General features: G+C 60.3%; 10 protein-coding genes. 4 read left to right on the top strand and 6 right to left on the bottom strand.

Annotated elements, in window-relative coordinates:
• Positions 1 to 172: 172 nt before the first annotated feature.
• From ndk to ABD112_RS12840, 6 genes are all read right to left on the bottom strand, one after another.
• The gene (ndk, locus tag ABD112_RS12865) at positions 173 to 589 is read right to left on the bottom strand and encodes a nucleoside-diphosphate kinase (protein ID WP_343926461.1); all 417 of its coding nucleotides are present in this window, start codon (positions 587 to 589) and stop codon (positions 173 to 175) included.
• Positions 586 to 987, bottom strand: coding sequence for a DUF4233 domain-containing protein (locus ABD112_RS12860; RefSeq protein WP_343926460.1), 402 nt, complete (start codon positions 985 to 987; stop codon positions 586 to 588). The genes ndk and ABD112_RS12860 overlap by 4 nt, the downstream gene beginning before the upstream one ends.
• Entirely contained in the window at positions 984 to 2,507 is a 1,524-nt protein-coding gene (locus tag ABD112_RS12855; protein ID WP_343926458.1) for a bifunctional folylpolyglutamate synthase/dihydrofolate synthase, read from the bottom strand. Before ABD112_RS12855 ends, ABD112_RS12860 begins: the two co-directional genes overlap by 4 nt.
• Positions 2,500 to 5,790, bottom strand: coding sequence for an isoleucine--tRNA ligase (gene ileS, locus ABD112_RS12850; protein WP_343926456.1), 3,291 nt, complete (start codon positions 5,788 to 5,790; stop codon positions 2,500 to 2,502). The genes ABD112_RS12855 and ileS overlap by 8 nt, the downstream gene beginning before the upstream one ends.
• A gap of 247 nt (positions 5,791 to 6,037) precedes the next feature.
• Positions 6,038 to 6,700, bottom strand: coding sequence for a hypothetical protein (locus ABD112_RS12845; protein ID WP_343926454.1), 663 nt, complete (start codon positions 6,698 to 6,700; stop codon positions 6,038 to 6,040).
• Between the two features lie 77 nt (positions 6,701 to 6,777).
• The gene (locus ABD112_RS12840) at positions 6,778 to 8,031 is read right to left on the bottom strand and encodes a cation:proton antiporter (RefSeq protein ID WP_343926452.1); all 1,254 of its coding nucleotides are present in this window, start codon (positions 8,029 to 8,031) and stop codon (positions 6,778 to 6,780) included.
• A gap of 245 nt (positions 8,032 to 8,276) precedes the next feature.
• Here ABD112_RS12840 and ABD112_RS12835 point away from each other — a divergent pair, with 245 nt between their 5' ends.
• The 4 genes from ABD112_RS12835 to ABD112_RS12820 all read left to right on the top strand — a co-directional run bounded on the left by ABD112_RS12835 (position 8,277) and on the right by ABD112_RS12820 (position 12,702).
• Positions 8,277 to 9,113: a DNA/RNA non-specific endonuclease gene (locus ABD112_RS12835; RefSeq protein ID WP_343926450.1), complete on the top strand. Its 837-nt coding sequence runs from the start codon at positions 8,277 to 8,279 to the stop codon at positions 9,111 to 9,113.
• Positions 9,114 to 9,319: 206 nt separating this feature from the next.
• The gene (locus ABD112_RS12830; RefSeq protein ID WP_343926448.1) at positions 9,320 to 9,925 is read left to right on the top strand and encodes a biotin transporter BioY; all 606 of its coding nucleotides are present in this window, start codon (positions 9,320 to 9,322) and stop codon (positions 9,923 to 9,925) included.
• 141 nt (positions 9,926 to 10,066) lie between these two features.
• Positions 10,067 to 11,701: an ABC transporter substrate-binding protein gene (locus ABD112_RS12825; RefSeq protein ID WP_343926446.1), complete on the top strand. Its 1,635-nt coding sequence runs from the start codon at positions 10,067 to 10,069 to the stop codon at positions 11,699 to 11,701.
• A gap of 11 nt (positions 11,702 to 11,712) precedes the next feature.
• Entirely contained in the window at positions 11,713 to 12,702 is a 990-nt protein-coding gene (locus ABD112_RS12820; protein ID WP_343926444.1) for an ABC transporter permease, read from the top strand.
• Positions 12,703 to 12,710 lie beyond the last annotated feature (8 nt).

Below are 12,710 nucleotides of genomic sequence, written 5' to 3'. Positions count from 1 at the left end.
CCGAAAAAGAGAACTGGGAGGCGATAACGTGAAATACAGAGGTCAAAAACGGCCCTCACGACTCGCCGGGCCTCCCAAAAACCCCTAAATCAGCAGCGTCCTAGGCCGAAGCCCCACTCTCGCCGTTCTTAGTGTGCAGAGTCAGTTCGTCACTCTGCACGATTCTTAAGGTTTAGGAGAACCAGAGCGCCAATTCGCGTGCCGCAGACTCTGGCGAGTCACTGCCGTGCACGAGGTTCTGCTGAACGGCAAGTCCCCAGTCGCGACCGAGGTCACCACGGATCGTTCCGGGAGCTGCTGTGGTGGGGTCGGTGGTGCCGGCGAGCGAACGGAAGCCTTCGATCGCGCGGTTGCCAGCGATGCGCAGTGCAACGGTCGGACCGGACTGCATGAAGTCCATCAGCGGCTCGTAGAACGGCTTGCCCTCGTGCTCGGCGTAGTGCTGCGCAAGCAGATCCACCTCAGCCTGCACCAAGCGCACGTCAACGAGTTGGTAACCCTTGGCCTCGATGCGGCGGAGAATTTCTCCGGTCAGGTTGCGGGCGACGCCATCCGGCTTGATCAGTACGAGTGTCTCTTCGATGTTCATTGTGTCTCCTCAGCGGGGGTGGTCATGGTTGATGAACTAAGAATTGTGGCTTTGGCTGCGTCGATCTGGCAGCCCTTGATAAAGCAATAAGTCCAGATTGCGGCAAAACCAGCACCGACCACAAACATGGGGGTGAGGATGAAGCCGAGCGCGATGAGAACAACCTGCAGCGCCCAGCCGACCCACACCGCCCACGGGTGGTGAAGCATCCGTGCCAGCGTGACAAAAACGATAATCAGCACCGCTCCACCAATGAAGGCTGGCGCGGGCGTGAGAGCCCTCAGCCCGAACGCAGTCAACGCCACGAAGAAGATCAGGGTTGCGTCAAGCACCAAGACGATGCTCAGCAACAGCTCCGTGACGGAGCGAGTTCTGCGTGTGCGCGGGGACTGGCTCACGGCTTCCAGCCCTCCGCCTCAGCCAGCGCGAGTGCTTCGCCGACCAGAGAGATAGAACCTGTAACGACTATTGCGCGTCGCTCGTTCTCGGCGGCCCAACTACGAGCCAGCTCCATCGCCTCGGCAAAGGAATCGAAGTCGGTGGTTTCTTCAGAGAACTCTCGAACAGTTTCTACGAGCTCTTCGGGTGCTACCGCGCGGTCAGACTGAGATGAGGTGACATAGAAACGATTTGCGATTGGAGCAAGCGCTTCGACGATGCCTGAAGCATCCTTGTCATCAAGCACACCAATAACGAACGCAATCTCGTCAAAGGTGAAGTACTCCTTGAGCGCCGCGGCCAGTGCAGTCGCACCGTGTGGGTTGTGTGCGGCATCCACAATCACCGTGGGTTCGGCGCCGATGACCTGCAGCCGACCGGGCGACGATACGGTCGCAAGACCCTCTGCAAGCACGTCAGCGACGAGTGCTTGGCTGCCATTGCCGAGGAACGACTCCACAGCGGCGATAGCCAGAGTGGCGTTGTGGCCCTGGAACGCGCCAAACAGCGGTAAGAAGAGATCGGAGTAGGTGCCAGCAAGTCCGCGAACAGAAATCAGCTGGCCACCGACAGCAACAGCGCTGCTGAGCAGCTCAAACGCATCGCCCTCGAAGCCAAGCTTCGACTCGGTGAGGTCCGCTGCACGCTCGAGCTCGATCTGAGCATCAGAGGTTTGCACCGCCGAAACGATCGCGGCTGCCGGCTTGATGATTCCCGCCTTAGTGCGAGCAATCTCCGAGATCGTCGTGCCCAAACGATGGGTGTGATCGAGCGCGATCGGGCTAAACACCGCCACCTGACCATCGGCCACGTTCGTAGAATCCCACTCACCGCCCATCCCGACTTCAAGCACAGCCACATCAATCGGAGCATCAGCGAAACTTGCGAAAGCGAGAACCGTCAACGCTTCAAAGTAAGTCAAAGGCTCCTGGCCCTTAGCCAGCAGTTCCGCATCCACCATCAATAAGAAGGGGCGGATGTCAGCCCAGTTTGCGGCGAGAGCGCGGTTGGAAATCGCTCGGCCATCAATCACGATCCGCTCATTCACGCGCACCAGATGTGGGCTCGTCATGAGCCCCGTGCGCAACCCGTAGGCCCGCAAAATGCTTTCGACGATGCGACTGGTCGAGGTTTTGCCGTTCGTACCCGTGATGTGAATCACCGGATACGTGCGCTGCGGGTCACCAATGAGCTCAACGGCACGCCGAGTTGCCTCGAGGCGCGGTTGGGGCGCCTGCTCCCCCACTCGCGCGAGCAACTCGTCGTAGACGAGTGCGGCATCCTGCGCGTACTCGGAATCTTCGAGCTCGAAGTCGGAGTCGTCGTCGATGTTTGTACCCTCGAAGCCGTCAGCGAAGGGGCTGAGGTCGGCGAGCGGGTGCGCCGCTTCGAGCTCGGCACGTTCCTCGTCGCTTAGCGAATCATCGAATGACTCATCTCGCTCCACGCTGTCGTCGAATTCATCGTCGCGTTCAGACATTGATCGTTCCCATCTTGGTGATGTCAATCACCAGGCCGCCCGCATTGGCATATTTTCCTGCCGGCAATTCGGTGCGGTACGTCTCAATTGTGCCTTCTGACAGCTCATTCGCGAAGCTCTGAACTGTTGATTGCGCTGCAAGCGTTTCCGAGGCGATCATGGCGCTGTGGAAGCCAATGGCTTCGTGGTCTGCGGCGTCGAGGGCACTAATAACGAGAGCGATCCGGTCACTCACGTCGAGCCCTGCAGCCTTGCGTGCATCCTGAACTACACGGATTGTGTCGCGTGCCAGCCCCTCAGCCGAAAGCTCAGGGGTGAGCTGCGTGTCAACGATCACAAACCCGCCATCGGAGAGGAACGCGATGGCGCTCGCCTCGTCGGCGGCTTCCATCTGAAGCTCGTATTCAGCCGGCTCCAACACCATCCCGTCAACGGAAACGCCGTCAGCGGTTGCCTCCCAGTTGCCTGCCTTGGCCGCCGTGATGACGTGCTGCACTTGCTTGCCCACGCGAGGCCCTAGGGCACGCGCATTGACAGTGAGCTTCTTGGTGATTCCGAAACTCTCCAAGGACCCCTCCTCGAGTCGCTCGAACCGCACAGCTTTAACGTTGAGCTCGTCGCGAAGGATGTCACTAAACGAAGCGAGAGCATCTGGCGCATCGCTGACAATCGTCAACGATGCCAGCGGCAGCCGAACACGCAGGCTGCGCGCCTTGCGCAGGGCAAGACCGCTCGAGGCGATCTCGCGAACGCGGTCCATCGACGCAACCAGCTCATGATCACTCGGGAACGCGGATGCGTCTGGCCAGTCGGTGAGGTGGACGCTGCGGCCGTTGGTCAGCCCGCGCCACATCTCCTCGGAGACGAGCGGGAGCAGCGGCGCTGCGACCCGTGCAACCGTCTCGAGCACCGTGTAGAGAGTGTCGAATGCGTCGGTGTCGTCGCCGCTCCAAAAACGGTCGCGGCTGCGACGCACATACCAGTTGGTGAGAACGTCGGCGAAGTCCCGCAGTTTTGCTGCCGCCATAGGGCTGTCGAGGGCATCGAGCTCGGTAGTCACATCTTCGATGAGCTCGCGGGTCTTCGCTAGCAGGTAGCGGTCGAGAACGTTCGTCGAATCGGTGCGCCACGTCGCTTCGTAATTGTCAGCGGCGTTCGCATAGAGAGTGAAGAAGTAGTACGTGCTCCACAACGGAAGGAGCATCTGGCGAACACCATCCCGGATGCCCTCTTCGGTGACCATGAGGTTTCCGCCACGGATTACCGAGCTCGACATCAGGAACCAGCGCATCGCGTCGGCACCATCGCGATCGAATACTTCGGAGACATCCGGGTAGTTACGCAAGCTCTTTGACATCTTTTGGCCGTCATTACCGAGCACGATGCCGTGGCTGATGACGTTCGAGAACGCTGGCCGGTCGAAGAGAGCGGTCGACAGGGTGTGGAGGGTATAGAACCATCCGCGAGTCTGCCCGATGTACTCCACGATGAAGTCGGCCGGGCTGTGAGTGTCGAACCACTCCTGATTCTCGAAGGGGTAGTGCACCTGAGCGAACGGCATCGAGCCGGAATCGAACCAGACATCGAGCACATCTTCAATGCGGCGCATCGTCGATTGACCGCTCGGGTCATCGGGGTTCGGTCGCGTCAGCTCGTCGATGAACGGGCGGTGCAGGTCGGGCTCGCCATCGTGATTGAGAGGCAAGCGACCGAAGTCGGCTTGAATCTCAGCAAGCGAGCCGTAGACATCGACGCGCGGGAAGTCTGCGTTGTCGCTCTTCCAGATCGGGATGGGCGAACCCCAGTAGCGGTTGCGGCTGATCGACCAGTCGCGGGCGTTACTCACCCATTTGCCGAATTGGCCTTCTTTGACGTTCTCGGGAACCCAGTTGATGTCCTGGTTGAGCTCGCCCATACGGTCGCGGAACTCAGGAACCTTCACGAACCAGCTCGACACCGCCTTGTAGATCAGCGGATTGCGGCAGCGCCAGCAGTGCGGGTAGGAGTGCTCATAGCTCGCGACCTTAAGCAGGCGACCCTCTTCGCGCAGCAGTTTCGTCAGTGGCTTGTTGGCGTCGAATACCTGCATTCCGGCAACCGGAGGCACCGACGGCAAGAATTTTCCGCCATCGTCAACAGAGATGACAACGGGGATGCCAGCCGCAGCACACACGTTTTGGTCCTCTTCACCATAGGCAGGCGCTTGGTGCACGATGCCGGTACCTTCACCGGTGGCGACGTAGTCGGCAACCAAGAACTGCCACGCGTTTTCGGTGCCGTAGGTCTCGGCATCCTCATAGAAATCCCAGAGGCGGTCGTAGTGAACACCCTCGAGTTCGGATCCCTTGATCGTTCGTGACACTGCGGCAATCGCTAGCTCAGCAGTCTCGTAGCCGAGTTCTTTCGAGTACGCGGCGATGGTGTCGCCCGCAAGTAGGTACTGCGCCGATCCGTCTTCTGAGCCATCGCCAGCACCCAAAGGGCCAGCAGGAAGCACGGCGTAGTCGATGTCTGGACCGACAGCGAGCGCAAGGTTGGTGGGCAAGGTCCACGGGGTGGTCGTCCAGGCGAGAGCCTTCACTCCGGTGAGTCCGAGCGCTTCGGCTTTCACGCCGTCAAGCGGGAAAGTGACGGTGACGGTCTGGTCTTGATGCATCTTGTAGACGTCGTCATCCATCCGCAGTTCGTGATTCGACAGCGGGGTCTCGTCGTTCCAGCAGTACGGCAGCACTCGGAAACCTTCGTAGGCGAGGTTCTTCTCGTGAAGCTGCTTGAACGCCCAGATGACGCTCTCCATGAAGTTGACGTCAAGGGTCTTGTAGTCATTATCGAAGTCGACCCAGCGCGCCATACGGGTCACATACTCTTGCCACTCACCCGTGTACTTGAGCACGGATTCGCGGGCAGCTTCGTTGAATTTGTCGATGCCCATCTCTTCGATCTGAGCCTTCTCGGTGATGCCGAGCTGGCGCATGGCTTCGAGTTCAGCGGGCAGTCCGTGGGTGTCCCAGCCGAAGCGGCGGTGCACTTGCTTGCCGCGCATCGTCTGAAAACGAGGGAAGAGGTCTTTGGCGTAGCCGGTCAGCAGGTGACCGTAGTGCGGGAGGCCGTTAGCAAAGGGAGGTCCGTCGTAGAAGACCCACTCATCGCAGCCTTCACGCTGATCAATGGATGCCTGAAAAGTGTCGTCTGACTTCCAGTACGACAGAACCTGCTCTTCAATCGCCGGAAATCGCGGTGATGGCGCTACGGAATCGTCTGAGCGGTGGCGAGGATACGACATGAAGCTCCAGTGGTACGTGGGTGCGGATAATCTGCACGAGGACGACCTCTCAGCCGCGGTACCACCCCGCTTGTGCACCAGCTGGTACACCACTCATGTCGCTGTAACGGGCTTGCCCGTTCGGTTCTACTGTCGCCCGCTCCCCTGCCGAGGCTGGAGTTGAGGCGATTTCTTCCGAATGCTCACCGGTGATGGCCGGTTCATAGCGTGTGCCCTAATGATACGCGAGTTAGCTGACCGCTGACCGCTATTTCTTGGCGACGGTGGCGAGAGCTTCCGCGGCGAGCTGAGCGTCGTGCATCGTCACGATGAACTTCTTGCCGTTCATCCGCGTCACCTCAATGGCTTCGCCCTTGGAGAGCACGATTCCGCTGCGGCCGCCCGGCGCCCAACGCCACCCGTAACCACCGAATTCGCCAATGGGATCAACGGTGACGACGGCCACTGAGCCGATCTGGTCGGGCGCGATAGTGGCACGCGGCCAGCCGAATGCCGAACGCACCCGGAGTCCGCGCTGATCGATCGTGATGCGCCATGAGCGGGTGCTCACCGCGAGCGCGAGAACAACCAAACCGATGACAGCGGGCAGGAGAAGTTCGGCCGGATTGGAGACCGCCTGAATAGCGAGTGCCACGCCAAGCGCGACAAGTGCGACTACCGCTATCACGACAACACCGGGGCCCAAGCGTGTGGCACTCAAGAAGTGCACACGTTCAGGAGAGGAACCCTTGATTGGTTTCGCTACTACCGCGGTGGACCGAATTTGTTCGGCTGCTGGCAGCATGAGCCAGGCGAAGATACCGAGGACGATCGCTGTGGGGAACGCCGCGATTGCGATGCCGCCAATAGCGGGGGCGTTCTCCGCGTTCTCAAGCCCGCGCTGCACGGCTAGGGAGCCCGCGGCAGTCACGGTAATCGAAACCGAATTGTCAGCACCCCCGTCAGCGCCCCCGTCAGCGCAATCAGCAGCGGTGTGAGGTTGTTAGGTCACAGTCGACGACGGGCTGGCATCTCCTGAACCTTGACCATTTCTGGTGCGGATGCCGGTGCGTCCTTCAGACGGCGAGCAAGACGCGAGGTCCAGGGGCTCGCGGTCACTCCGTGAGCAAACACACTGACCAGAATCGTCCAGACCGCAACCGAGAACACCGTGTCTGCAACGGTCCCGCTCAATTGATCAAACACCAGCAGGGCGAACAGAATCGACGCTAGCCCTCGGGGACCAAACCACCCGATGAACAGGCGCGTTTCGAAACGGATGCGGGACCACGCGAGCGCGATGAGCACCGGAAGCATACGCACGACAGTCAACGAGAGAACGACGTAGAGGGCAATCTGCCACGTTAGCGATCCGAGCACCGGTGCTGCCAAGACCGCGCCGAAGACCAGGAAGGTTACGGAGCCGAGAAGCTGGCCCTGGTCTTCGGTGAAGTCCTGCGCGTTGTGGCATTCCTCGCGAGCAACATAGCTAAACGCGAGACCGGCAACGAAGGCGGCGATGAACCCGTTTCCTCCGACTACGCCGGCACTGGTGAACGCGGCGACGGCAATCGCGAGAGTAGCGAGTTGGCGGTAGATGCCATCAACGAACCCGGCCTTGGCAAAGCGGTGGAGAGTCCATCCGCCGAGCAGTCCGACCACCCCACCGAGCAGAATTCCGAAGCCGATCTGCTGCGCCGCGAACGCACCCCAGTTGTCTCCCCCGGCCGCCCCGGTTTCAACGGCGGCAATGGCGAGGAAGACAGTGACAACGGGAACCATAATTCCGTCGTTGAGGCCGCTCTCGACGTTCAAGCCTTGTCGGATGCGCACCGGCAACCGTTTATCACTGACCACCGCCTGCCCCAGCGCAGGATCGGTGGGCGCAAGGATCGCGGCGATGAGCGCCGCTTCAATTATTGTCAACCCTCCGAACAGCACCGCTGCCGCCACCGTGCCGAGGATGATCGTCAATGGCAAACCGATGCCCAGAAGCCTGATGGGGAGCAGGATCTGTTTGCGCAACATCCGCAGATCGATGCGGACGGCATCCGTGAATAGCACCAGCACGAGTGTTGCCTCCACCAGAATGGAGACCCCCTCGCTCTTGAGGTCGAGGTGGAACCACTCGCCGCCAACGGTGCCAAGCACGACGCCCGCAGCGGTGAATACCATTGGCGCCGTCACTGGCGACAACTCCAATTTTTGGGAAACCATGGCAAAGCCGAACACCATCAGCGCGATGATCAGAAGCTCCGACATTGCTGCCTCCCCAATTCTTCTCGCAGCCCAAGCTGAACTGCTCGCGTACTGCCGCTGACGCCGACTGCCGCTGTTGTCGCCGCAGAGCAACACTTCGGGCACGCGCAAGCCACATTACCCGGCTGGATACCTCTGGCTTGATCGCACAAGGACGCTATTTGTACGCAGGTTTTTGCCTCGACGATGACATCAGACAGACGTACTGTGGAAACCCCGCTGGGCCAGGGGCAAGAAGGAGATACTCCATGACGCAAAGACTTGGGATGGATGCCGACCTCGGCTACGACCCGAATTTCTTGAGCATCGAGGTAGCTGCCCCGACCGCGCAGGAAAGTATTCGCGGCGACGTTCTGTTGTGGGACGGCGGCGCGATCCTGCCGTACACACACTTCTCGCTAGCGATGATCGTTGCACGACGCTTCGCCTATTGGGTGGCGTGGAATATCGACGGCGGAGCCCTGAAGAAGCTCAGTCGGGCCAAATTGGCCTTCATGAAAGACGAGCGCATTCCCCCCGACGCGCAGACCGGCAATGAGTTGTACTCGGGCAATCGGCTCGATCGTGGCCACCTTGCCCGGCGCTCCGATCTGATCTGGGGAGCCCTGGAGAAGGCGCAAATGGCGAACTCTGACTCCTTTTACTACACGAACATCGCCCCACAGATGGACGATTTCAACCAGTCAAGCCAGCAGGGAGTGTGGGGTCGGTTGGAGGATGCCCTCTACGAAGACGTGGAGGTGGACGACCTGCGTGTCAGCGTCATGGCTGGACCGGTTTTCCTCGACGATGATCAGGTGTACCGGGGCGTACGCGTGCCGCGTGAATACTGGAAGATTCTGGCGTATTCGCTAAACGACCAACTCAGCGTCCGAGCGTTTTTGCTCACTCAAGACCTAGACGCCGTGAGAAGCGTGACTGCGTTGGACGAATTTCGTGTCTATCAGGTGGACCTCTTCAAGCTCGAGGAACGGACCGGGCTACTGTTTCCGGCGGTGATGCACTCAGCCGGTGTGGGTGCAGCGGAGTTGTTGGATGCGGGGGCGCGAACCGCCGTCGATCAGACTTCGGGCATCCGCTGGTAGCGACCCGCAGCACGTTTACTCTGGTGCTGCGTCGGATGGGCCTAGCGAGCGCGAGAATGTCATTTGTTACGCATCCAACAAATCTGAGCGAGTTTGTTGGTCCGCGGCGCAGCCCCGATCGCGTGAACTATGACTAGGGTTATTCACGCGCCAGCCTATTCAGGCAGGGCTTTTCACAGTTCGCAGACAAAGGAAAGGAGCGTCGCGTGTCGACTCTCACTTTGACCCTTGGCCGGCCCACGCTTGCCGACACCGTCTTCTCTCGCAGCCTCGCCACTGACATCACTCTCGTCAGCGCCGGTGCAGCGCTCACCGCTGTGATGGCCCAAATCGCCGTGCCCCTCTACCCCGTTCCGATCACCGGCCAGACTCTTGCGGTTCTGCTCGTCGGCTCGACGCTCGGTGCGACCCGCGGCGCACTGTCGATGGTGCTCTATGCACTGCTCGGCGTCGTTGGCTTGCCCGTCTTCAGCGAGGCATCCTCTGGCTTCGGCGTGCTAGCTGGCACCACTGGCGGCTACATCATCGGCTTCATCTTCGCCGCAGGGTTCACCGGCTGGCTCGCTCAGCGTGACTGGGACAAGAAGTTCCTTGGTGCGGCAGTGTCGTTCCTCGGCGGCACCGTTGTCACCTTCGTCTTCGGGCTCACCTGGTTGGCGCTTGTCACGGGCGGAACGCTTGAGCAGGTCATCGGCTGGGGTCTCACGCCGTTCATCATCGGTGGACTGATCAAGGCTGGCATCGCCGCAGCGATCATTCCTTCGACGTGGAAGTTTGCGAACGCTATCGAGCGCAAGCGCGGCGAGAAGTAGCTCTTAAGCTTCATTTACCGGGTCGGTTTCGCTCACGCGAGCCGGCCCGGTTTTTTCGGCTGCTAGACTTTATGTACTGAGTTCAACAATGCCCAGTTCGCTCGCAACCGAGCAGCCTCCCTCCCCACACAAAGGACCACATTGAGCGCGCCCCGCATCCTTCTGCTCCCCCTTTCCCTCGCCGCCACTGCTGCACTTCTCGCGGGATGCACCGCGGCGACCGAGCCTGCTGCCGAACCTGTCACCGGCGGAACACTCGTGTACGCCACCGGAGATGCAGAACCCGGATGCCTCGACCCTCACGTTGGCGGAAACTACCCCCAAGCGCTCATCAGCACTCAGTACATCGAGTCGCTGGTGTCGAAGAACACCGCAGGCGAGATCATCCCGTGGCTCGCGACCGAGTGGACCACCAGCGAAGACGGACTCACGTGGGACTTCACCCTGCGTGATGACGTCACCTTCACCGACGGCACGCCCTTCGATGCAGAAGCAGTCAAGACCAACATCGAGCACTTGAAGGATCCCAACACCGCGTCATCCACTGGCTACCTCGCGGTCGGCAAGATCGACGGCATCGACGCCGTTGAATCCGACCAGGTACGGTTCACGCTGTCGACACCAGATAGCGCCCTGCTGGAGTCGCTCTCACAGCCGTGGGTCGGCATTCAATCCCCGGCTGCGCTTGAGCGCGACCAAGCTATCAACTGCGAAAGCCCTGTCGGCACCGGCCCATTCGTCGTCACCGATTGGGTGAAGCAGCAGTCGATCACGCTCGAACGCAATGAGAACTACAACTCGGCTCCCGAAGATGCGGAACACACCGGAACAGCATTGCTCGACTCTCTCAAGTGGCGCTTCATCCCGGATGCCGCAACACGCTACGCCGCCCTACAGTCGGGTGACGTTGACGTCATCGACAACGCGCAGCCAAACAACATCTCCTCCGCCGAAAGCGATCCCGCAATCGACGAGCTCAATGCTCCTCGGCCGGGGGCGTCAAACCGCATCGAGTTGAACTCGGGCAAGGCACCGTTTGACGACGAGCGCGTGCGCGAAGCATTCATTCGGGCCGCCGATGTCTCCCCCGGCATCGACAGTCTCTTCTTTGGCACCGCCGAGCGATCCTATTCCGTGTTGTCGAGCGTTGAAGCGGATGGAATCTCGTTGCCCGATGCCTTCGCTGTAGATCAGGACGCCGCAAACACTCTGCTCGATGACGCAGGCTGGGACACGATCGACAGCGACGGTTACCGCACCAAAGACGGCGTGCGATTGACCCTCGATTTTCCAATCAGCACCAATCAGTCGATCCCGGCCGAGCAGTCACTTTTCGAACAGATTCAGGCCTCAGCCAAAGAGGTGGGCTTTGAAGTGAAGCTTCTGCCGACTGACCTCTCGTCGTGGTACGGAGCACTCTTCACCAACGAATACAACCTTGTGAGCGCGCCATACACGAAGGTCGGTGCCGACGTGCTTCGCATCCTTTACCACTCTGACTCGATCATCCCTGCTCCGAGCGGCTACTACGCGAACTTGGCGCAGCTCAGCGACCCGAAGCTGGACCAGATCTTGACGACCGCGAGCCAGACGTCGGATGCTGCTGAGCGCACCGCACTGTACGAGGAGGCTCAGTCGATCATCATCGACGGCTTCTATGTGCTTCCCTTGTACGATCAGCAGAACCACTACCTCTACAGCACGAGCGTTGAGGGGTTCCGCGCCCTTCCCACAGTCTCGGCTCCGACCTTCTACGACGCGTGGCTTAACGACTAGGACTACCCGTCGTGACGGATCCGTCAGACCCAACCGCCGAGCGGCTCTCCACTCGACCAGCAGCGCGACTGCGTTCGCTGGCGTGGGTGGCGCGCCGTTTAGGCGGTGGTCTGTTTGTTTTGTGGATGGTCGCTACCGTCATCTTTTTTGCACTGCGATTGATTCCCGGCGACCCAGTCGACGCAATCTTGGGTGGCCCAGGATCACAAGCATCCGCTGAAGCTGTTGCACAAATTCGCGTCGAGTACGGCCTCGATCAGCCGCTGATTGTTCAATATTTCTTGGCAATGGCCAAACTGGCGGTAGCCGATTTCGGCACCTCCTACGCACTCAAGATTGCCGTAGCGCCGTACGTTCTAACGCAGCTCTGGTCGACGCTCGTGCTCACGATTGCGTCGCTGGTGGTGGCGTGGGTTCTGGCTCTCGCCCTGACGATGGTGACGAGCGGCCGCCGTGGCCCTGCACGCGCTGTGGGTTCTGGGCTCGAACTGCTAGCCGCAGCGGTGCCACACTTTTGGCTCGCATCTCTGCTGATAATTGTCTTAAGCAACACCCTTCACTGGCTGCCGCCGATAAGTGTCCCCGGGCCCCTCGGGCTCATCTTGCCCGTGCTGACCCTCGCGCTTCCGCTTACCGGCTTCTTGGGTCAACTCATGAGGGAATCACTCGCGAACGCCTACGAGCAGCCCTTCGTGGTTTCCGCTCGCGCCCGTGGAGAAAGCGAATGGGGTGTGCGATTCCGTCACGTGCTCCGTCACGCAGCCCTCCCCGGAATTTCGCTATCGGGATGGGCGTTCGGCTCTCTCCTGAGCGGCGCCGTTGTCGTTGAGACAATTTTTGCGCGACCGGGGCTGGGTCGAACCCTGTTGAGCGCGGTCTCCATCCGCGACATTCCTGTCGTCACCGCCGTTGCGCTGCTTTCAGCACTCACGTTCATCATCGTCACTGTCGCAACGGATGCTATCGATCGAATCGTCGACCCGAGGGTGGCAAAACAGTGACCGAGATA

Origin of the sequence: Rhodoglobus aureus, from assembly GCF_039527955.1 — a bacterium.
In the GTDB taxonomy this organism is placed as follows: domain Bacteria; phylum Actinomycetota; class Actinomycetes; order Actinomycetales; family Microbacteriaceae; genus Rhodoglobus; species Rhodoglobus aureus.
This window is presented reverse-complemented; position numbering and strand designations above follow the sequence as displayed.